Below are 19,796 nucleotides of genomic sequence, written 5' to 3' on the forward strand. Positions count from 1 at the left end.
CCTCATCGCCGGCGTTGTCGATGACTCCGGTCTGTGCGTAGCCGTCATGTTCGATCCGACCGGTCCGAGCAGAGACACCTCGGAGGACTTCGGCGGCAGCGCTGACGTCCGGCGGCAGTCGGCCGCACTTTCAAACTGGCTACGCCAGGCGAGACGTGCCCGCGAGCGGCCCCGAACGGCCCACAATGACCCGCGACCGGTGAGCACGTTCGGGTGCTCAGGATCGCGAGTCGCTGGGCTGTCTGTACTCGGCGTGACGGACTCTTAATGAGAAGGTCGTCGGTTCGATTCCGACAGGCGGCTGACCCACACCCCAGGTCAGAGCACTGATGACCTGGGGTTCTGCATGTTCGGGCATGATGGCGAGGGTGAGCCTTGAGCGTGCAACGGACGCCGAAGTTGCGAAGCGGCAGGCGGCAGCCGCGTCGATGGCATCGGCGCTGACCCGAGCAGGCTTCGCCGTGCACGTCGCCGAGGGTGTGGGCACCTCGATCCCCGGCGTGGAGATCGTGGTAGACCCGTTTCGAGCCGACGAGGGCGGAGGCGTGTACGTCGGCTGGCACGTGGGCGGAGAACTCGTTGAGGACTTCTCCGCGCCGCTGCTCGCTCAAGACTGGACGCACCCAGCTCTCACGCTCCATGGCGCGATCGCGGAAGCGATGTACGACGCCCTGATGCGCGTGCTCGTGGCCTCGGGATTCGACGTCGTACCGACTGACAACGACATGAGCCCGCTCAGCATCAAGCTAATTGTCTGACTGATCGGCAGACAGATCGAGACGTATCTGCGGTACCCCTTGACCGTGGCTGCGGCGGAATCTCTCCAGGTCCAGGTCGTGCCAGCTCTGCTGCAGCGCCACGGCCGGCCGCGCGAGATTGCTGACGGGCTTCAGCTTCAGGACGAGGAACTTCTCTGAACCTGGTGAGGAGCTCTGGTCGCTCGAAGTGCACGGTCACGAAGAACCCCTTCGTGGTTCGGTGCTGGCTGACACGCAGGACGCGTAACCATGCCGCCGCGGAAGGGCGGCGCCATTGGGCATGCCGCGCGTCCTTCCCGGTGACCGCGGACTAGTGAGTGCCTTCGGGTGGTTGGTGGGGGAAGTGTTTGTGGAGGAGGGTGATGTCGTGGTGGTCGGTTTCGCGGAGTTCGTAGCCGGTGTGGTTCTGTAGGGCGAACTCCGGGTGTTCGCAGCGGACCGGGAGGCCGGCAATTTCGCCGCGGCCTGAGAGGTCCTCGGGGGTGAAGAGGAACGGTGTGTTGACGCTGCCGTAGTGGAGGCGGCCGTCGGGTAACCGTTCGTACAGGTGGAGGTCCAGGCGGCGGCTGGTGCCGTCGTGGAGGACGAAGTTCCAGGGGCGGTCGCCGGGCCAGGGGTGGAGGCGGTCCATGCCTTCGGTGGCGAGTGCGGCGACGAGAGCTTCGAAGTCGGCCGCGTCGACCCAGAGGTCGAGATCGGCGTGCGTTCGCGTCTGGCGACCGACGAGCGCGTCGACCGCCCAGCCGCCGCCGACGCAGGCGTCGACTCCGTGCGTTTGCAAGGCCGCGATCAGCGTCCGCGCCGTCTCCGGCGGCATGGTGTAGTCCGGCACGATGTCAGTCCGAGCGGCCCTTGAGGCGACGGTGGAGGGCTCGTTGGGCTTCGCGGGTGGCTTCGCGTTCGGCGAGGGTCTGGCGTTTGTCCCAGGTCTTCTTGCCGCGCGCCAGGGCGATCTCGACCTTGGCGTGGCCGTCCTTGAAGTACAGGGTGATCGGGACGATCGTCAGGCCGCTCTCGTTGACCTTGCGTTCGATCTTGTCGATCTGGGCGCGGTGCAGCAGCAGTTTCCGCTTGCGACGGGACCCGCCTTCGAACCAGCGCGACTGGGAGTACTGCGGGATGTGTACGCCGTGCAGCCAGATCTCCCGCTCCTCGACCATCGCGAACCCGCCGACCAGCGAGGCCCGCCCGGCCCGGAGCGCCTTCACCTCGGGACCCTGCAGCACGATCCCGGCCTCCCAGGACTCGCCCAGCTGGTACTCGTGCGCAGCCTTCCGGTTCCGGGCGACCACGGGGTTGGCGTCGGGTTTCTTCACACACCGATTCTGCCCTGTAGTGGACACGGCCCCCAGACCAGGCAACACTTCCTCACTCGGAGGGGGTGAGCAGGTGCGGGTTGGGCTTGCGCTGTTGGGGGCCGTCGCGCTCACCGGATGTACGTCGGTCAATCCGGCGCGCACGCCGACGCCACAGCCGACCGCAAAGTCGACGCCGGAGCCGACGCGCGAGGTGGCGCCGCAGCGGTTCCGGATCGTGCCTGACGATTACCACGTGCCGTACGCCGGTACTGCGCAGGACGGCCGGAAGTTCTTCCTCAGCGACGAGCTGTTCGCGGGCAACGCCGGCTACGTCGGCCTGTACCTGTGGAACGCAGACGGCACGTTCGACGAGGTGAAGGCCGACGTGGTACGCCGTACCCCCGGCGTACCACCCGCCCAAGCGGCCTCCGCCGGCGCGGATGCGCTGATCAAGTCCCGCCTCGCCGAGCTGGGCAACTACAAACTCGAACCCATCGACGTAGCGCCGTTCACCACGAAGGTCGACGGCACCACCTTCGGCTGGATCCTCGACCAGTTCGAAGGTCAGTACTCGATCCACATCGAACCAGGCGACTTCATCGCGTACTACGCGCCCTGGGACGGCCTCGGGTACGACACCTGACCGTTCTCCAGATAGACCGTCCCGCCGGTACGTCGACACGCCGCAACGCGGGCGTACTGCTCAGGATCGAGAAGCCGCGCGGCCTCCTCGAGCGGCACGAACCGGAACTCGGCCGCTTCGTCCGCCTGCAGCGTGATCCGCTCGACGTCTCCCGGCGACAGCACCCCGCCGTCGAAGAGCAGGGCGACAACCTCGGAGAAGTCGCCGGATCGAGCGATCCAGTCGACCGCGAGCAGCGCGCCAGGCTCCACCTCGAGCCCGATCTCCTCGAACACCTCACGCCGAGGCGCGGCGCGCGGCGACTCGTCACGTTCGACCGCTCCGCCGGGGAGGTCCCAGGTCGGCTTGTACGGCGGCTTGAGGATCAGCAGCCGGTCCGCGCCGTCGGTGAACAGGCAGTCCGCGGCCATCCGCTTGGTCGGGAGCTTCGCGGTGAAATGATCGGCACTCACCTCGCCAGCCAAGCACAGGAGGATCGGATGTTCCTGCTTCAGATGTCAGGCGTGCCGGGGGCCGGGAAGTCGACGGTGGCTGCGCATGTCGTCGCGAAGTACGGTGCAGTCGCGGTCGACTACGACGTGATCAAGTCGGCCGTTCTCGACGCGGGGTTCGACCTCGGCGCGAGCACCAAGGCGGCGTACGAGGTGATGTACGCGATGGCAGGGCACCTGCTCGCCCAGGGGCGGGACGTGGTGATGGACAGTCCGTGCGGCTGGCAACGGATCGTGGACAAGGGGACCGCTATCGCCGCGGAGCAAGGCGCGGTCTACCGGTACGTCGAGTGTCAGGTGCACGACCTGAAGCAGCTGGACGAGCGGCTCCGGCAGCGGCCGCGGCTGCGTACGCACCGGCCCAGCCTGGACCAACCGCCGGCGGATGCCGGAAACGAACCCGTGGACGGCGAAACCGTGTTCCGCGCATGGATGGAGAAGGTGCACCGCCCCGCGGACAACTACCTCCAGCTGAACATGGACCGCCCGCTCGCCGACGTGCTCCCTGAGGTCGACGCCTACCTGAATCAGTAGGACGTCCAGAGCGCCAGCCACTGCTCGGCGCCCCAGGCTTCGTAGCGTTCTACCTCGGTGAAGCCGAGTTTGGTTGCCAGACGCATCGATGCGGTGTTGGCGGTCTGCGTGCTGAGGACCACCGGCACTCCGGGGCGCGCGTCGGCGAACCAGGCGAGCGCCGCCGCGCAGGCCTCGGCTGCGTAGCCGCGACCCCAGGACGACGGCAGGAACAGGTAACCCAGTTCGACTTCGGCGAGATCGGACCGCGGTTCGTCCGCGTCGCGCTGGTCGAGGGTGACAGTGCCGATCATCGCGCCGTCGAGCTCCACGACGAACAATCCGGTACGGCGACCTGGTACCTGCGGGAGTTTCTCCTCGAGTAGATCCCGCGGCTGGGCGCCGCCGACGTACGTGCCGACCTCTGGCGAGGCGAGCAGTTCGATGAACGCCGTACGGTCCCGGGCCTCGGGCTCACGCAGTACGAGGCGCTCGGTCGTGATCGGGGCAGGCGGCCAGGCGACGGACTGAAGCTCGCTCTTCACGGGAGCCACCGCCGGACGACTTCGTCGGCGACCGCGTCGATCGTGCGGTCCGCGGTACTGACTGTGTAGTCGCTGATGTCGTCGGCGCTGAGCTGGGCGGACAGCTCGGACGCACGCCGGACAAGGTGATCCAGGCTGTCACCGGCCTCGCGACCTCGCTGCCGGATGCGGTCCGCGAGGTCGGTGTCCGAGGCGTCCAGGCGGCAGATCACCACAGGTCCGCCGACGGCCGTTTCCAGCAGTCGCCGCTCGGCCGGGTTCTCGACAACGCCCGCGACGACGAGCCGACGGTGACCGGCCTCGCGGTAGTTCGACCAGATGACCGACAGGTTGGTCGCCTTCAGCCGCGCCTGGTGCGGGTCGTCGGCCGGCGGCGGCCAGGCGGCGCCGAGCAGGTCCAGGTCCGCGAAGGCCGGCGCGAGTTCGAGATCGATGCAGCGGTCGAACACCCGCCAGCCGACCGTGGTCTTGCCGACGCCCGGCGGGCCGGAGAGTACGAGAGCTGTCTGCACCCTGCGATGATCCCGGTCCGCCCGGTCGACGGCAACGCGATTCAGTCGACCAGCTCGGGGTCGTCCATGAACATCCGGACGTCCTGCGGGCAGCGGCAGGCGGCGGCGATCTTCCCGGCCCAGACGAGCGCCTCCTCGCGGGTCGGGACCGAGACGATCATCACCCCGCCGATCAGCTCCTTGCTCTCCGGGTACGGGCCGTCCATCACCAGCCCGTCCGTGCCGACCACGGCGTGTCCCACACCGGCGGAGTAGTCGAACCCGCCGGTGAACCGCAGTACGCCGGCCTCCTGCGCCTCGCGGACGACGGCGTGCGCAGCCTTGCCCACCTCCGGGAAGTCCTCCTCCGGGATGTGGTCCATAGCGCCGTTCTCGAACGAGATCAGGTACCGCGACATCTCATCACTCCTTGTCCTCGGCGACGGTCGCCGCTCACCCCTGCAACGAACGCCGCACCCCGGATCCGACAGCTGCTCCGCAGAATCTCGTCCCATTGTGTCGAGGTCGCGTGCTTGAATGCGTGAATGGAGCTGGTTACTCGTGTAGCAGACGAGGAGCGCTGGGACGACCTGGTGGAGCTCTTCGGCCCCAGCGGCGGGACCCGCGGCTGCTGGTGCATGGCCCGCCGGCTGCCTTCCGCGGTGGTCGCGGCGAACGGCAACGCGGAGAACCGCGCCGCGCTCGAGGAGTTCGTCCGCGCCGGTGAGCCGGTCGGCCTGATCGGGTACGTCGACCAGCGCCCGGCGGTCTGGTGCGCGGTTGCGCCGCGGAGCGAGTACTACGCGATCGTGCACTCGCGCACGCTTCCGATCGATGACGTGGACGACCCGTCGATCTGGGCGATCAACTGCCTGTTCGTGAAGAACGGCTACCGCGGCCGCGGCCTGACCACACCGATGGTCGAGGCCGCCGTCGACCACGCCCGCACCTCTGGCGCCCGGCTGGTCGAGGCGTACCCGGTCATGTCCATGCCCGGGGACCCCGGCCGCGGCGTCCTGAGCACATTCCTCGCCGCCGGCTTCACCCCTTACGCCGAAGCCCGCACTACCGCGAAACGCAACATCGTCGTCCGCCGGACCGTCTGAGCGGCTACCAGCTCCACTCGTCTCCATTGAGGATGAAGCTCCAGGCCCGACCGCTCAAGCCGTGGGTGAGGTAGTCGACCGCGGGCACAGCGATCGGCGGGTACGGCATCAGGCCGAGCCGACGTACGGCGTCCTCGGGGGTGAACCAGCCCGCCTCCATCACCAAGCCGTCCGGGTCGTCGATTGCGAACCCGGGGTCAGCTACGTCGACGACGTAGTTCCAGGACTGTGAGGTGACACGCCCGTCGGCCGTCGTCTGCGTTCTCCAGACGAGTTCGAGATCGTCCGCGGACACGTGTAGACCCGACTCCTCCCGCAGCTCCCGGACCGCGCCGGCCGCTGGGGTTTCGCCGTCCTCGACGGCTCCGCTCGGGAGGTTCCAGTGCGGCGCGCCCCACGCGTGGTACTCCTCACGCACCAGCGCGACCAGCCCGTCGTACCGCGCGATCACGCCCGCGTACTGCTGCATCCCGGAACTCTACAGGTGTGCGAGCACGTCCTCGTGGGGCCAGGTCTGGGTGAGGACGTTGGTGAGCAGGGCATCGGGGGAGGTGGTGATGTAGGGGGTGTGGTCGGGGTCGCGGACGGTGGCGGTCGCGGGGGTGGGGAACAGGCCCCACGGGGCGATCTCGTTGGCGACCACGCCGTCCAGGCGGAGGTCGGCGTACTCCGGCTCCCACCAGACCGCGAACGTCTGCGGTAGCTGGTCCGGGTGGATTCCGAGCCAGAGGCCGTACGTGACCTTGAAGCCGCCGTCGAGCTGGACCGGGAGCAGCGCTCGGACGAACGCGCCCACGCCGGGGACCTGCATCATCACGGATTCCTCAGCTGTGCCATGGCTCAACCAGGTGCCGGGGGTGTGGTCGCGGTCCGGCAGGGCCAGCACAGGGGTTGGCAGGGTGAAGCGGTGGTGGCGGTTATGCGCGTCGAGGGCGCGGCCGCAGCTCGGGCAATCGGGCATGAGGGGAGTATGCCGTTACGGAAGGCGAGCGTCCGGAATGGGGGTTAGCGTGCGGAGCATGGCTGAGAGCGAGTGGGTTTCTCCGTGGTGGGAGCCGCCGGTGGCCGGCGATGACGCCGGGCAGCTGGTGGGGGCGTTGGACCGGTTGCGAACGACGTTCCGGTACAAGGTGGACGGGCTCGATACCGAGGGCCTCAACACCCGGATCGGGGCCTCGTCGATCACGCTCGGCGGGTTGCTGAAGCACCTGGCGGCGAACGAGGACTACCTGTTCGACGTGAAGTTCCGTGGGAAGCCGATGGGCGGGCCGTGGCTGGAGAACGGGTGGCGGGACGACAACGACTGGGAGTTCAACTCGGCCGTCGACGACACCCCGGAGGAGTTGTACGCGCTGTGGGACGGCGCGGTTGCGCGGTCGCGGGCGACGCTGGCCGCGGCGATCGCTGACGGCGGGCTCGATCAGCCGGCCGACATCGCCTGGCCGGACGGGCAGCACGCGAGCCTGCGGCGGCTCGTGTGCGACCTGGTCGAGGAGTACGGGCGGCACACCGGGCACGCGGACCTGATCCGTGAGGCCGTCGACGGCCGGGTCGGTGAGGACCCGCCGCGCGACTGGAAGCCCGTCGGCCCGAAGACCGCCTGACGCGGCTACTTGACCCGCTGCAGCGTCCCGTCCGGCGCGACGCCGACCACCGTCGTCGTCCCGTCCACGGTCAGGTTCAGCAGCATCCGGTCACCCCGCCACGAGGTCGTGTACGAGACCTTCGCATTGCTGCGCGTCGGCGCGATCACGGACAGCACGGTCGCGTTCTCCCCGGACCGGTTGAACTTCACCACCGGCGCCGGCTGCCGCTTGTCGATGGTCCTGTAGTGCCAGCCCTGGATCGGGTCCTGCTCCCCGCTGGTCACCTCGATCGGCGTCGTCTCCTGCCGGTACGGGATCTGCAGCAACGTCGTCTTCACCCGATCACCCGGCCGTGCCGCCACCGCCCGGTCGTTGCCGCTGACAACCACCTGCTGGTCCGCCGGCAGATGCCACAGCGCGGAGTACTCCTGCTCCGCGTCCGACGTGCCGCGATCCAGCACCACCATCAGGTCCGGGTCCTTCAGTACGAGCACGTCCCGGGTCCGGTCGACGCCCGCCCCCGGTGAGTCGTGCAGTTCGTAGAACTCCGACGTCGCCTTGAGCGACGACCGCACCAGCTCGGTCTCCGGATGCCCGGTCGCCGACTTCACGGTCAGCTCGTTGTGCGCGAACTGGCTTCTCGCCCAGAATCGCCAGTCGTCCGCCTTGTACCCGGCGTGCCCGCCGTCGATCAGGATGTCGCGCCCGTGCGAGGTGTACGTGATCGACGTGTGGTCGTTGTGCCCGTGCAGCTTCTGCGACGGGCCGAACCGGATGCTGTACGTCGACTCCTGCGTGAAGGCCCGCGTCTCGCCCCACCCGGTCCGCCCGAAGATGTACCCGGCGTCGAAGATCCCGATCCGCTGCGTCGGACGGATCCCGCGCGCGCCGAGCGTACCGGCGTACTCGAGCACCGTCCCCGTGACCGGCACCGTCCTGACCACCTCGGAGTCGCCGAGCTGGGGCAGGTTCCCGAGCGAGTTCGTCGCCAGTGCGAGCCACTTCGCGAGCTCCCGCCGGCGCGCCATGATCGTCGTCCCGGGGTCCACTCCGCACTTCCGTAGGACGTCGACCGCACGGCCCCACAGGGCGTAGTTGAACTGGGCGTACCCGGTCGACTGTTCGTTGGTCGACCCCTGGGTGTCGATCGAGGTCTTGATCGCGGTGGTCAGCCGGTTGGCGGCGACCTTCTTCAGATCGCTCCGCATCAACGTGCAGCCGATCCCGAACAGCGCGATGCTCTCGTCGGTGCCGTGGTTCCAGTCGCCGCTGTAGTTCTTCTGCAGGAACCACGCGTGGTCGAGCAGCGCCTTGTCGAGCCAGGCATACGTGAGCGGCAACTTTCCGACGTGCAGCCCCGACAGCACCGCCTGGCGCAGGCAGATCAGCACGTTGGTGCGGTGCATCGTCGACTCGTACGCGCCGACGTCGGACTTCCACGAGTAGGGGTTGTCGTTCACCCAGTCCCGGGCGATCGTGCTGACCCGCTGAAGCGCGGCCTTGTCGCCGCGTCCGCCGGCCGCGATTCCTTGCCCGAGCCAACGAAGCGAGTGCAGCCACATGTACCAGCTCGGGTTGTTGTCCGGGTTCAGTCGCCAGTTGATGTTGCCGCGGCCGTCGCCGACCTTGGTCGGTGGCGTCGTACCCCAGGTGAAGGTGTCCTTGTACAGGTTGGCGAGCGGGTTCGTCCGATCGATCCCGCTGTACGCCGGACACGTGTAGACGTCGCGCCGCACCGGCGTCGTCGGTGGTGGGGTCGGCGGTTCGGGGGTCTGGCTCATGGTCGGGTCCGGCGCCGCCTCCGGCTCGGTCCCGCCCCACGGCGCGACCAGCACGACGGCCAGTACGGCGGCGCTCGCGAGCAGTGCGGCCGTGAGTCGCAGCGTCGTCCTGGTGCGCAGATGTCTCGCGGGCATCGTCTCCCCCTTGTCCAGTTCTGGCCTATACCTGAATTCGGGCAGACCGGTGCCGAAAGCAAGTGCGGTGTGGTGATGGATCTGACCGTGCGGCGTCAAAGGTTGCTGCTGGCATCAAGCCGTCAGCTCGTCGCGATCGGTTCCCCCCAGGCCAGATCGGTTGTTCTACCCAATAGATGTCGCGAGCACCCGATAAAGTTGCTCCGGATCGACGGCTTCGGTTCCGGCTGCCCGTTCGGGCAGCCTCAGCCGTGCCGGATCGCCTTAGTGGCCGGCGATCGCGTCGGCGATCAGGGCGTTACGGGCGGAGCTGCCGGTCGGCTCGCTGGTGTGGACGCCGTCGCGCAGGTACTGGGCGGGTCCGTTCGGCTGCGAGTCGAGAAACTCGGCCCACTGGACGATCCGCAGGTTCGAGTGCAGGAGGGCGGCCTGCTCCAGCTGCCGGTTGATCCAGGCGCTGTTCGCGAGGTCGGCGTCCCGGACGGAGGCCGGCTGCTTGGTACGGCTCGCGTACACGTTCACCCAGTAGACCGTTCGGTCCGGCCCGGCGATCCGCATCGCTCGCTCGACCTGCGCGGCGAACGCGGGCGGGTCGAAGATGTCGTTCGTACCCACCGCCATCACGATCCGCCGCGGCAGCCCGTAGTTGCGCGACCAGTCCTCGAGCGCGTCGACCGCCGCGGACGCGGGCTGCCCGGACCAGTCGTGCACCGCGATCAAGTCGCCGCCGCGATCCGTCAGCAGCCGCTCCAGCGCGGAGCTGTCCTGGACGGCGATGCTGTCGCCGAACATGAAGATGCCGTCGAACGCGAGCACGTCGCGGATCTGGTCCTCGGAGGAGATCCGGTGCAGCAGGCCCTGCCAGGGCCCGAGGGTGCCGGAGCCGTACGGGCCGGGACCCCTGGTCGGCACGCTGTACGACGCCCCGCCGACGAGGGTGTCGGAACTCGTCGTCCGCGGTTCGAGTACGACGAACACGCCGCCGAGCCCCGCGACGACCAGCAGCGTGACGACGATCGCGAGCAGCGATCCGAAGAACGCCCGGACCGCCGACACCTCCGTCGTCCCGCCCTGTTGCACACTCCCCGCCTTTCGTTCGCTTCGCACACTGACATGACGCGATGACCCCAGGATTCGCTGCATGCCTGCCCACCCCCGATGTGCAGGAAGCGAACCCCCCGGTTCCCTTCCTGCCCCCAGCATCCCCGACGACTCAAGTCCTTGGATAGGTTTTCGGCCATGCCGGAACTCACCGACCTCCGCGCCCTCGAGCGCACCCGCCTCGCCCACCTGGTCGCCCGCCGTATCCCGGAGGCGGCCGCGCTGCACACCCGGGACTTCACGATCGTCACGCCCAGCGGACTGGTCTGGACGAAGTCGGAGTACCTCGGCGGCATCGAGTCCGGCGAGATCAACTACCGCCGATTCGAACCGGTCGGCGAGATCGACGTGCTGATGGACGGCGCGGTCGCCGTACTGCGGTACCGCTCGGCCATCGAGATCGGCGTCAACGGCCGCGAACCCGGCCCGCTCAGCGCCTGGCACCTCGACTGCTACCGCCACACCGACGCCGGCTGGCAGGTGCAGTGGTCACAGGCGACGGAGATCAGGTGACCCGCAGGCCGAGCCGAACCTGAGCTCAGCCGGCGATCTCCGCCTGGCTGCGCTCGACGCAGAACTCGTTCCCCTCGGGGTCCTTCATCGTCACCCAGCCGCGCCCGTCCGGGCGCCGGTGGTCCTCGTGGATCGTCCCGCCGAGCCCCGCGATCCGCTCGACCTCCGCGTCCCGCGTCCGTTCGGTCGGACCCCAGTCGAGATGCACCCGGTTCTTGACGCTCTTGCCTTCCGGTACGGCGATGAACAGCAGCCCGGGCACCGGATCGGGTGCCACCACGAGCACCTCGTCGTCACCCGGTGCGTCCCCGTCGCCGAGCGGCCAGCCGGTCACGGTACTCCAGAACCGCGCCAGCTCGTACGGGTTCGCCGCATCGATCGTAATGTGTCGCAATTTCATGCCCAGACCTTAATCACTTGGCCGTCCACGGGGTCTCGCGGACTGTCGGCGGGCGGGTCTACTGTGCGGATCATGGGCGCCGGACCACAAGGTCCGGCCAGTTTGGGGGAAGGACGATCCGATGGCATCCCGGCTCAATCCGTACATCCAGTTCCAGAACGAGGCGCGCGCCGCTATGGAGTTCTACCAGGGCGTTTTCGGCGGCGAGGTGTCGTCGAACACCTTCAAGGAGTTCGGCTCCGGCCACGGCCCGGAGGACGACGAGCTGCTGATGCACAGTCAGCTCGAGACGCCGAGCGGCTTCACGCTGATGGCGGCCGACACCCCGCAGGGCATGTCGTACAACCCGGGCGAGAACATCTCGATCAGCCTCAGCGGTGACGGCGACGAGCTGCGCGACTACTACGCGAAGCTGTCCGAGGGCGGCAAGGTCACGGTGCCGCTGGAGAAGCAGATGTGGGGCGACGAGTTCGGCATGGTCACCGACAAGTTCGGGATCAACTGGATGGTCAACATCGCGGGCTGACGACGTACCTTCCCGGGGAAATCCGGTGTCCCCGGGAAGGTGTTTCCCGCAAGCTTGACCGGTATGGGACTCAACGACCTGCTCTTCGACCCCATCCGGCACAACAACTGGGCGACCGGGAGCCTGATCGAGTTCTGCCGCGCCCAGGACCTGACCGCCGACCAGCTGGAGGTCACCGGCGTCGGCACGTACGGCGGCATCCTGGCGACCCTCGACCACATCGTCCGCTGCGACGGCAGCTACCTGCGTCGGATCGCCGACCGGCCGCTGCCGTACGTCGACAGCGAACCGGCGGCGGACCTGGAGACGCTGGCCGGCTGGAACGCCGAGGCCGGCGACCTCTGGGAGTACTTCCTGACCCAGCCGATCGACGTCGAACGCGTGCTGATCGTCGACGGCAACACCCGCGGGACCCGCGTCGGCATCTTCGTCGCGCAGGCGATCAACCACGCCAACCACCACCGCGAGCAGGTCTGCGCGATCCTCACCGGCTTCGGCATCGAGCCGCCGGACATCCAGGCGTGGGAGTACGCCTGGCAGTCCGAGCGCATCTGGGACCTCTAGCTGCCGGCGACAGCTTGCATCAGGCCCGGTTCGTACGAACCGCCGAGCTGGTCGAGGGTGACTGCCATCCGGTTGGTGGCGTTGATCATCGCGATCAGCGTCACCAGCGCGATCAGCTGGTCCTCGTCGTAGTACTTGGCGGCGCGCGCCCAGGTCTCGTCGGACACGCCCTCGGACGCGTCGGCAATCCGGGTCGCCTCCTCGGTGAGCGCCAGCGCGGCGCGCTCCTCCTCGGTGAAGACCGTCGAGTGCCGCCAGCCCGCGACCAGGTTCAGCCGGGTCGCGGTCTCGCCCGCGGCGGCCGCCTCCTTCGAATGGATGTCGATACAGTTCCCGCAGCCGTTGATCTGGCTCGCGCGCAGCATCACCAGGTTCTGTAGCGAATGCGGCAGGGCGGGCTGGACCAGCGTGTGCACCGCGTACAGCCGCTTGGCGAGCTTGGCGCCGAACGCGTTCTGCATCAGGTCGATCCGGGTTTCCATCGTCATCGTCCTCACTCGTGCGATCTACTGGACGAACACGAGATGCTCGTGGGGCGCGTTGTGTGACGTGACGAGCGCCATACTCGCCGGAATGTCACAGGAACGGCGCGGCCGGCATCTGATGGGTGACACACGTGCGTACTGAGGGAGCCGTCGAATGACCGGTACCGATCGAGCCACCGAGATCTTCGTTGCCCATCGCAACCTCCTGTTCACGGTCGCCTACGAGCTGCTCGGCTCGGCCGCGGACGCCGAGGACGTCCTTCAGGAGACCTGGCTGCGCTGGGTCGGCGTCGACCTCGACATCGTGCAGGACCAGCGCGCGTACCTGGTCCGGATCGCCAGCCGGCAGGCCCTCCAGCGGCTCCGCACCCTCGGCCGCCGGCGGGAGTCGTACGTCGGCCCGTGGCTGCCCGAACCGCTGCTCACCGCGCCGGACGTCGCCGAAGACGTCGAACTGGCCGACAGCGTCTCGATGGCGATGCTGCTCGTCCTCGAAACCCTGAAACCGACCGAACGCGCGGTCTTCGTCCTCCGCGAGGTCTTCGGCCTCGAGTACGACGAGATCGCGCAGGCTGTGGACAAGAAGCCGGACGCCGTCCGCCAGATCGCCCACCGCGCCCGCTCCCACGTGGCCGCCCGCCGCCCGCGCGGCCCAGTCTCCGCCGACGAGACCCGGGACGCGCTGGCGGCGTTTCAGCGCGCCGTCACCACGGGTGACATCCAGGGCCTCGTCGACATCCTCGCCCCCGATGTCGTCTTCCTCGGCGACGGCGGCGGCGTGGTCCAGGCCCTTCCGCGTCCGGTGGTCGGCGCCGAGAAGGTCGCCCGCCTGCTGGCCCTGGCCGTCGAGAACCTGACCGAAGCCACCTTCGAAACCACCCAGATCAACGGCCGCCCCGCCCTCCTCCTCCGCTTCACCGACGAGGTCGACACCGTCACCGTCCTACACGTCGAAAACGGCAAGATCACCGGCCTCTACGCCGTCCGCAACCCCGCCAAACTCTCCCACCTCTCCGAGCAGGTAACCCTCCGCCGCTAGGTCCTGACCGTGGCCGATTCGCTGCGATGGCACTTCGGACACCTCTGCGGACGCGCTGTCCGATGTACTGGAGGCCGTCCGCCTCCGCGGCGAGGAAATTGACTGTGTGCTCGAACGGTGTATCTGGGACGACGGTCACGGCTCGACGGTGAGCTCGAGCGGCTCCGAGAGCAGGTGCCCGCTGGTCTCGGTCTGGAGCGAGACGACCAGCCCCCATCGCCCGGGTGGAACAGCGTAGCCGAGGTCGGGAACCAGAGAGGCCGTACCGATCAGGGCCGGCACGAGGCTGCTCTGGTGCGGTTCGATCGGGAACCCGATTCGCGGCGCGTTATGTGGACCGACGTACCGCCCGACCACGTCGCCGGAGCCGTCGATCACGGCGGTATACAAGTCACCGGCGGTGACCAGGACCTGCTGATGCGTGGTCCGGTTCCGCACCAGCACGTCCTGCTTGTCGTGGTATCCGGAGCGAATCGTCAACGGAGCCGAGACTTCCACGACAAGCCCGAAGGCTTCGGCTGGCGCTCGGTCTCCGGGCTCGGCCAGACAACGAGCGCCCCCGGCGCCTGCTCGCGATATCGCAGCAGGTCAAGCCGCAAACTCTCCCAACCGGGCACTTCTACTCCAGTAACTCCGCGATCCGAGTCGCCAGGACCAGATCCATTCCGCCGTCGACGCGGACGAAGACCGACCCGCCACCCGCTCGGCGCGCGAGCTGAATCGTCAGGGTCGGCGTCCCTGCCAGCGGATATTCGAACCAGCCGCCGTCGTCACTCGTGCCGTCCAACGCACCCGTCAGCGCGGACTCGTCCAGCTCGTCGTAGGCGTACCCGATGAACGAACTGATCCCCCGCAGCACTCGTACGACGTGCTGCTCGTCCACGCGGCCCTCGACGTGCGCGACCTCGTCGAACGGGTCTCTGGCCCGTGCGCGGGTCAGCTGTCCGGTTTGCGGGTCGTACGTATCGATCCCGTACGCGCCTGCAAGCGCAGGCAACGCGCTGGTCGCCTCCCAGCCGTATGCCAACGTCAGTCCGACGAACCGATCGGCAAGATCTGTACGCCCCCACGGCTTCCGCCACTCGAGATCCTCATGCCACGGAGCGATCCTGTCCGCAAGCTCCGGCCACCGCCGCAACAGCTCGCCTCGAAACGCCAAGACCCGCTCGTCCGGCTCCAACCCGTCGGCGTCTTCGTCAGCCAGCCGATCGGCCAGATCCTGAGAATCCTCGGCGACTCCCGTCACCCAGAAATACAGGTCATAACTCACATCGGCCAAGCTATCTCACAGGCTTTGTCGGCCGGGCCCAGCCGCGGACTCCATGCTGCGGACGCTGTTGGACGCCCGCAGTTCGTACCGCCGAAATCCGGTCGTCCGAAGGCGCCTTGGTGGCTGATGATGGCGGGATGCCTGAACGACATACGCGTCCGGTGCCCGGTGGGCGGGCGGTTTATCTGACTGAGCGGCTTTGGGAGTTGGTGGTGGGGCTTCCGGTTGAGGCTGTGCCGATCGAGAGTATTCGGGAGTTCGACGAGGACTGCTGGTTCGGCGGGCGGGCGGTGACGTGCCGGATGGTGGCTCGGCATGCTGAGCTGATCCAGAAGGCGGACCTGCGGTATCCGGTGATTCTGTCGGCCGACGGGCGGTTGATGGACGGTGGGCATCGGATCGCGAAGGCGTGGTTGAGCGGGGCGACAACCGTCGACGCGGTGCGTTTCGTCGTCGACCCCGAACCGGACCACATCCTGTGGGATCAGGCCGACTGACTACTTCACGAGTTGGTTGGATTCGGGGACGGGGGTGAGGGGTGTGCCGGTGGTGAGGTAGTGGGTGAGGTTTTCCACCACCAGGTTGGCCATCGCGGTGCGGGTGGGCTGGGTGGCGGAGCCTACGTGGGGAAGAAGTACGGCGTTGGGGAGCGTCAGGAGGTCGGGGTGGACCTTCGGCTCGTGTTCGAAGACGTCGAGGCCGGCGGCTTGGATGGTGTTCGTGCGGAGGGCGTCGACCAGAGCCTGCTCGTCGACGACCGTGCCGCGGGCCACGTTGATGAGGATGCCGTCGGGGCCCAGCGCCTTCAGGACCTCGGCGTCGACGAGGTGACGGGTCGCCGGGCCGCCGGGGATGACGATCATCAGGGTGTCGACGGCGGCGGCCATCTCGACGAGGGACGGGTAGTACCGGTAGTCGACCGGCTTCGGGTTGCGGTTGTGGTACGCGACCGAGATGCCGAACGGCTGGACCCGATCGGCGATCGCCTGGCCGATCCGCCCGAGGCCGAGGATGCCCATCCGGCGGCCGTGCATGGTTGCGCGGGTCAACGGGTACGGCGTCCCGTCCGCCCACTTGCCGTCGCGGAGATACCTCTCGGCCTGACCGAGCTCGCGGACCGTCATCAGCAGCAGGCCCAGCGCGGTGTCGGCGACCTCGTCGTCCAGGACACCCGGCGTGTTCGTCACGATCACTCCGCGCTCGGCGGCAGCCGCCGCGTCGATGCGGTCGTACCCGACGCCGAAGCTGGCCACCAGCCGCACGCCGGGAAGCCGGTCGAGCCACGGCCCGTCGATCGTCGTACCACCGGTGGCGACGGCAACGATCTCGTCCCTGCGGGCCGCGAGGACGGCGTCGGGGTCTGCCTCCTCCCAGAGCCGGATCAGCTCGCAATGACCGTTGAGCCCGGCGGCCACGGCGTCGTTCATCGGTCCTGGCATCAGCACGACTGGAAGTCCCATGCGTTCATCCTCGACGACGGGCCCGACCCGCACCAGGAACCCGACCGGCACTTCTCAGGAACTGGACCGGAACCGAAGTTCACCCCCGCTTTCCCGCCCGGGCCTGTTGCGGCGGCCGATCGAACGGCGACGATCAGGACAGGAGGTCATCATGATCATCGACTGCGCGTACTACCGGGACGGACGCCGCCAGCACGTCGAGGCGATGTCGGTCGCCGAGGCGGCCGCGAGCTGCCGGGCCGGCGGGTTCGTCTGGCTGGGCATGTTCGAGCCCACCACCGAGGAACTCGCCGAGGTCAGAGAGAACTTCGGCCTGCACGAACTGGCCGTCGAGGATGCGCAGACGTTCCACCTCCGACCCAAGGTCGAGCCGTACGAGGGCGACATCCGGCTGGTCATCCTGCGCACCGCCCGGTACGACGACGCCCGCGAGGAGGTCGACTTCGGCGAGGTCAGCGTGTTCGTCGGCCCGTCGTTCGTGATCACCGTCCGCCAGGGCGTGGCGAGCGACCTGCACGGCGCCCGGATCCGCCTCGAACAGCGCCCTGAACTGCTCGAGTGCGGCACCAGTTCCGTGCTGTGGGCGATCCTCGACCAGGTCGTCGACGGGTACGGCCCGGTGGTCGCGGAGCTGGAGCGCGACATCGAGGAGGTGGAGCGGACGGTTTTCGCGGGCTCGGTCGCCCCGACGGAGCGGATCTACTTCCTGCGCCGCGAGGTCACCGACTTCTACCGCGCGGTCCACCCGCTGCTCGCCGTACTCGCGACCCTCGAACGCGACGCCCGCGACACCTCGCTGCTGCCGTACTTCCGCGACGTCCACGACCACCTGGTGCTGGTCAACGAGGAGGTCGCCGCGCAACGCGACCTGCTGGCCACGGTGCTGGAGGCGAACATGGCGGTGATCGGCGTCGAGCAGACCAAGGTCAGCGTCCAGCAGAACGCCACGATCGAGCGGCTGACGATCCTCGCGACCGTGTTCCTGCCGCTGACCTTCGTGACCGGGTTCTTCGGCCAGAACTTCGCCTGGCTCACCGAACGGATCGGCCAGGAGTGGGACTTCTTCGTACTGGGCATCGGCGGTCTCGTCTTACCGTGCATCGCGCTGCTGATCTGGGTCCGCCGCCAACGCGCGGCCCGTGACGTCGGTTGAGGTACAGTCCGAACACGTGACGCCTGCCGACAGCCGTGAGCTGGAGAACCTCATCCTGCGGTACGCCGAGCTGGTGGACGACGGGGACTTCGCCGGAGTGGCCGAGCTCCTGGCGGACACGACGTACCAGGGGAGTGGGTCCCCGCTGCAAGGCCGAGCCGAGATCGAGCAATGGTTCCGCGACACGTTGATCGTCTATCCGGACGGTACGCCGCGGACGCAGCACGTCACGACGAACATCGCGATCGAGGCTGACGGCCACGACGCGGCGGAGGCTCGCTCGTACGTCACCGTTCTGCAGGCGTTGCCCGGTGACGCGCCGCAGATCATCGCGGCGGGGCGCTACCGCGACCGTTTCGAGCGCCGTGAGGGTGACTGGCGCTGGACGGAGCGTACGGTCAAGATCCGGCTGGTCGGCGACGTCAGCAAGCACCTGCGGTCGTGAAGCCGCAGTTGATCGTCCTGCGAGGCACTCCGGCTCCAGGAAGACTGCTCGGAGGATCTGCTGGACGAACCTCGTCCAGCAGATCCTGACCGAGACGGGACCAGGGCCTGTCTGACGCGCCCTAAGCGGTGGTCCAGCCGCCGAGCGCCAGATCGGCGACGACGACAGGCTGACCCGTAGCGAGGGACTGGTTCGCGGCGATGCCGACCGCGACCGCCCGTACGCCGTCGTGGACGTCGGCCGCCCGTCCCAGCGGATCGTTGCCAGCGCCAACGAACAGGTCGGCGTACAGCAGCTTGTCGCCGCCGCCGTGGCCGCCCTCGCCGCGCGGGATCTCGACCTCGACCGCGGTCGCCCAGTGTTTCTGCAGGACGAGCCGCTCACCGTTGGTACGGACGTCGCCCGCGATCACCCGGTCCGACGGGTAGCTCGGGTCGATCTGGTCGTCGACGACCGCGGCCCGCTCCACCACTTCCAGTTCGGCGCGACCGAGCGTGCCGTTGACCGAGACCCGGTAGCCCTCCCACGGGGAGTGCGCGTTCAGCGAGTAGCTCAGCCGGGCGCCGTTCGCGTACTCCGCGATCACCGACATGTTGTCCTCGATCGTGATGCCGGGCGCGAACACGTCCTGGTCGCGCAGGTACCCGTCGTACTTCTCGGCCTCGTAGTACAGCTGGCGGTTGGTGTCGTCGGTGCGCAGGTCGAGCAGCCACGGGTCGTTGGCCGAACCATCGATTGTGCCGCGCGCCGGGCGCTCGCCCATACCTCGGGCCGCGGCGTTCTCGGAACCGTAGAACGACAGCCCGCCGGAGGCGAACACGCGGGTCGGCTGCGAGGCGATCCACCAGTTCACCAGGTCGAAGTGGTGCGACGCCTTGTGGATCAGCAGGCCGCCGGAGTTCTTCTTCTCGCGGTGCCAGCGTCGGAAGTAGTCCGCGCCGTGCCGGGTGTCCAGCACCCACTGGAACTCGACGCTGGTGACCTGCCCGATCTCGCCGTCCTGGATCACCTGGCGGAGCGCGCTGTTCCGCGGCGAGTACCGGTAGTTGAACGTGACGACGACGGACTTGCCGGACTCGTTCATCGCGTCGACGATCTGCCGGGTGCCGTCGGCGTCGATGGTCAGCGGCTTCTCGACGATCACGTCGGCGCCGGCGCGCAGCAGCCGCGACACCACCGAGGCGTGCGTGTAGTCGGGACTGGTCACCACCACGCGGTCGACGGACTGCTCCTTGACCATCCGCTCGAGGTCGTCGGCACCGTACTGCGGGAGCTCGGGGCCGCCCAGCTCGGTCAGCTTGGCCTGGTGGAACGCGAGCCGGCCCGGGTTCGGGTCGAGCAGGGCGACGAGTTCGGCCTCCTCCGGGTGCTCCTGGAGGATGGCGCGGATGTACGACTGCGCTCGCGATCCGGTTCCGGCGACTGCGTAGCGTCTGGGCACGGCGGGCTCCTTCTACTCGTGTAGATCGCAACGCTAGCAACCGCTTTCCAAG

Annotated in this window: 28 protein-coding genes; 12 read left to right on the forward strand and 16 right to left on the reverse strand. The window is 68.3% G+C overall.

The features are described from left to right. Positions 1–368 precede the first annotated feature (368 nt). The gene (locus AB0M51_RS18980; RefSeq protein WP_363749694.1) at positions 369–758 is read left to right on the forward strand and encodes a hypothetical protein; all 390 of its coding nucleotides are present in this window, start codon (positions 369–371) and stop codon (positions 756–758) included. A 310-nt stretch (positions 759–1,068) separates the two neighbouring features. Here AB0M51_RS18980 and AB0M51_RS18985 read toward each other — a convergent pair whose 3' ends face one another. Continuing rightward, a complete protein-coding gene (locus AB0M51_RS18985; RefSeq protein WP_344197167.1) occupies positions 1,069–1,590 on the reverse strand; it encodes a hypothetical protein in 522 nt (173 codons plus the stop codon). 4 nt (positions 1,591–1,594) lie between these two features. After that, positions 1,595–2,074, reverse strand: coding sequence for an SsrA-binding protein SmpB (gene smpB, locus AB0M51_RS18990; protein ID WP_344197170.1), 480 nt, complete (start codon positions 2,072–2,074; stop codon positions 1,595–1,597). Positions 2,075–2,147: 73 nt separating this feature from the next. On the opposite strand from smpB, the gene AB0M51_RS18995 reads away from it, so the two are divergent. Continuing rightward, positions 2,148–2,699, forward strand: coding sequence for a hypothetical protein (locus AB0M51_RS18995; protein WP_344197172.1), 552 nt, complete (start codon positions 2,148–2,150; stop codon positions 2,697–2,699). Here AB0M51_RS18995 and AB0M51_RS19000 read toward each other — a convergent pair. Beyond that, on the reverse strand, positions 2,663–3,151 hold the full coding sequence (locus tag AB0M51_RS19000) for an NUDIX hydrolase (RefSeq protein WP_344197174.1): 489 nt from the start codon (positions 3,149–3,151) through the stop codon (positions 2,663–2,665). The genes AB0M51_RS18995 and AB0M51_RS19000 overlap by 37 nt on opposite strands. 27 nt (positions 3,152–3,178) lie before the next feature. On the opposite strand from AB0M51_RS19000, the gene AB0M51_RS19005 reads away from it, so the two are divergent. Continuing rightward, entirely contained in the window at positions 3,179–3,724 is a 546-nt protein-coding gene (locus AB0M51_RS19005) for an ATP-binding protein (RefSeq protein WP_344197176.1), read from the forward strand. Here the strand turns inward: AB0M51_RS19005 and AB0M51_RS19010 are convergent. Genes AB0M51_RS19010 through AB0M51_RS19020 form a run of 3 tightly spaced genes read right to left on the reverse strand, consistent with a single transcriptional unit; the run spans position 3,718 to position 5,158 of the window. Then, complete coding sequence (locus tag AB0M51_RS19010; RefSeq protein WP_344197178.1) at positions 3,718–4,248, reverse strand: GNAT family N-acetyltransferase; 531 nt, start codon at positions 4,246–4,248, stop codon at positions 3,718–3,720. The genes AB0M51_RS19005 and AB0M51_RS19010 overlap by 7 nt on opposite strands. Beyond that, the gene (locus AB0M51_RS19015; protein ID WP_344197180.1) at positions 4,245–4,760 is read right to left on the reverse strand and encodes an AAA family ATPase; all 516 of its coding nucleotides are present in this window, start codon (positions 4,758–4,760) and stop codon (positions 4,245–4,247) included. Before AB0M51_RS19015 ends, AB0M51_RS19010 begins: the two co-directional genes overlap by 4 nt. 41 nt (positions 4,761–4,801) lie before the next feature. After that, positions 4,802–5,158 carry a YciI family protein gene (locus tag AB0M51_RS19020; RefSeq protein ID WP_344197182.1) on the reverse strand — a complete coding sequence of 119 codons (357 nt, stop codon included), beginning with the start codon at positions 5,156–5,158 and terminating at the stop codon, positions 4,802–4,804. 126 nt (positions 5,159–5,284) lie between these two features. Here AB0M51_RS19020 and AB0M51_RS19025 point away from each other — a divergent pair, with 126 nt between their 5' ends. Further along, a complete protein-coding gene (locus AB0M51_RS19025) occupies positions 5,285–5,845 on the forward strand; it encodes a GNAT family N-acetyltransferase (RefSeq protein ID WP_344197184.1) in 561 nt (186 codons plus the stop codon). Between the two features lie 4 nt (positions 5,846–5,849). Here the strand turns inward: AB0M51_RS19025 and AB0M51_RS19030 are convergent, their stop codons facing one another. Together AB0M51_RS19030 and AB0M51_RS19035 are read right to left on the reverse strand one after the other, a co-directional pair. Further along, positions 5,850–6,314, reverse strand: a complete 465-nt coding sequence (locus AB0M51_RS19030) for an NUDIX hydrolase (protein ID WP_344197186.1) — start codon at positions 6,312–6,314, stop codon at positions 5,850–5,852. Positions 6,315–6,323: 9 nt separating this feature from the next. Next, the gene (locus tag AB0M51_RS19035; protein WP_363749695.1) at positions 6,324–6,806 is read right to left on the reverse strand and encodes a hypothetical protein; all 483 of its coding nucleotides are present in this window, start codon (positions 6,804–6,806) and stop codon (positions 6,324–6,326) included. A gap of 58 nt (positions 6,807–6,864) precedes the next feature. Here AB0M51_RS19035 and AB0M51_RS19040 point away from each other — a divergent pair, with 58 nt between their 5' ends. Further along, entirely contained in the window at positions 6,865–7,449 is a 585-nt protein-coding gene (locus tag AB0M51_RS19040) for a DUF664 domain-containing protein (protein WP_344197191.1), read from the forward strand. Between the two features lie 5 nt (positions 7,450–7,454). Here the strand turns inward: AB0M51_RS19040 and AB0M51_RS19045 are convergent, their stop codons facing one another. Then, positions 7,455–9,347: a heparinase II/III family protein gene (locus AB0M51_RS19045; protein ID WP_363749696.1), complete on the reverse strand. Its 1,893-nt coding sequence runs from the start codon at positions 9,345–9,347 to the stop codon at positions 7,455–7,457. Positions 9,348–9,611: 264 nt separating this feature from the next. Continuing rightward, positions 9,612–10,427, reverse strand: a complete 816-nt coding sequence (locus AB0M51_RS19050; protein WP_344197195.1) for a hypothetical protein — start codon at positions 10,425–10,427, stop codon at positions 9,612–9,614. 159 nt (positions 10,428–10,586) lie between these two features. On the opposite strand from AB0M51_RS19050, the gene AB0M51_RS19055 reads away from it, so the two are divergent. Further along, positions 10,587–10,961 carry a nuclear transport factor 2 family protein gene (locus AB0M51_RS19055; RefSeq protein WP_363749697.1) on the forward strand — a complete coding sequence of 125 codons (375 nt, stop codon included), beginning with the start codon at positions 10,587–10,589 and terminating at the stop codon, positions 10,959–10,961. Positions 10,962–10,986: 25 nt separating this feature from the next. On the opposite strand, the gene AB0M51_RS19060 is transcribed toward AB0M51_RS19055, so the two are convergent. Then, positions 10,987–11,361, reverse strand: coding sequence for a VOC family protein (locus AB0M51_RS19060; protein WP_344197199.1), 375 nt, complete (start codon positions 11,359–11,361; stop codon positions 10,987–10,989). 121 nt (positions 11,362–11,482) lie between these two features. On the opposite strand from AB0M51_RS19060, the gene AB0M51_RS19065 reads away from it, so the two are divergent. Both AB0M51_RS19065 and AB0M51_RS19070 read left to right on the forward strand, forming a co-directional pair. After that, entirely contained in the window at positions 11,483–11,887 is a 405-nt protein-coding gene (locus AB0M51_RS19065) for a VOC family protein (RefSeq protein ID WP_344197201.1), read from the forward strand. A gap of 63 nt (positions 11,888–11,950) precedes the next feature. Beyond that, positions 11,951–12,451 (forward strand): DinB family protein, encoded by a 501-nt coding sequence (locus AB0M51_RS19070; protein ID WP_344197203.1) that lies wholly within the window; start codon positions 11,951–11,953, stop codon positions 12,449–12,451. On the opposite strand, the gene AB0M51_RS19075 is transcribed toward AB0M51_RS19070, so the two are convergent. After that, entirely contained in the window at positions 12,448–12,939 is a 492-nt protein-coding gene (locus AB0M51_RS19075; protein WP_363749698.1) for a carboxymuconolactone decarboxylase family protein, read from the reverse strand. The two genes, AB0M51_RS19070 and AB0M51_RS19075, sit on opposite strands and share 4 nt — an antisense overlap. 151 nt (positions 12,940–13,090) lie before the next feature. Between AB0M51_RS19075 and AB0M51_RS19080 the strand changes: the two genes are divergently transcribed. Next, positions 13,091–13,975 (forward strand): RNA polymerase sigma-70 factor, encoded by an 885-nt coding sequence (locus AB0M51_RS19080; protein WP_344197207.1) that lies wholly within the window; start codon positions 13,091–13,093, stop codon positions 13,973–13,975. A gap of 135 nt (positions 13,976–14,110) precedes the next feature. Here the strand turns inward: AB0M51_RS19080 and AB0M51_RS19085 are convergent, their stop codons facing one another. Both AB0M51_RS19085 and AB0M51_RS19090 read right to left on the reverse strand, forming a co-directional pair. Next, positions 14,111–14,455, reverse strand: a complete 345-nt coding sequence (locus tag AB0M51_RS19085) for a hypothetical protein (protein WP_363749699.1) — start codon at positions 14,453–14,455, stop codon at positions 14,111–14,113. A gap of 139 nt (positions 14,456–14,594) precedes the next feature. Beyond that, a complete protein-coding gene (locus AB0M51_RS19090) occupies positions 14,595–15,245 on the reverse strand; it encodes a hypothetical protein (RefSeq protein ID WP_344197211.1) in 651 nt (216 codons plus the stop codon). 233 nt (positions 15,246–15,478) lie between these two features. Between AB0M51_RS19090 and AB0M51_RS19095 the strand changes: the two genes are divergently transcribed. Next, complete coding sequence (locus AB0M51_RS19095) at positions 15,479–15,742, forward strand: hypothetical protein (protein ID WP_344197213.1); 264 nt, start codon at positions 15,479–15,481, stop codon at positions 15,740–15,742. Here AB0M51_RS19095 and AB0M51_RS19100 read toward each other — a convergent pair whose 3' ends face one another. Further along, positions 15,743–16,705: a 2-hydroxyacid dehydrogenase gene (locus AB0M51_RS19100; RefSeq protein ID WP_344197215.1), complete on the reverse strand. Its 963-nt coding sequence runs from the start codon at positions 16,703–16,705 to the stop codon at positions 15,743–15,745. Positions 16,706–16,856: 151 nt separating this feature from the next. On the opposite strand from AB0M51_RS19100, the gene AB0M51_RS19105 reads away from it, so the two are divergent. Then, the gene (locus AB0M51_RS19105; RefSeq protein WP_344197217.1) at positions 16,857–17,858 is read left to right on the forward strand and encodes a magnesium and cobalt transport protein CorA; all 1,002 of its coding nucleotides are present in this window, start codon (positions 16,857–16,859) and stop codon (positions 17,856–17,858) included. Between the two features lie 16 nt (positions 17,859–17,874). Then, positions 17,875–18,303, forward strand: coding sequence for a nuclear transport factor 2 family protein (locus AB0M51_RS19110; protein ID WP_344197219.1), 429 nt, complete (start codon positions 17,875–17,877; stop codon positions 18,301–18,303). Between the two features lie 121 nt (positions 18,304–18,424). Here the strand turns inward: AB0M51_RS19110 and AB0M51_RS19115 are convergent, their stop codons facing one another. Next, positions 18,425–19,744, reverse strand: coding sequence for a Gfo/Idh/MocA family oxidoreductase (locus AB0M51_RS19115; protein WP_344197221.1), 1,320 nt, complete (start codon positions 19,742–19,744; stop codon positions 18,425–18,427). Between the last annotated feature and the right edge of the window lie 52 nt (positions 19,745–19,796).

The organism is Kribbella sp. NPDC051137, assembly GCF_040682535.1.
Classification (GTDB): Bacteria; Actinomycetota; Actinomycetes; order Propionibacteriales; family Kribbellaceae; genus Kribbella; species Kribbella karoonensis.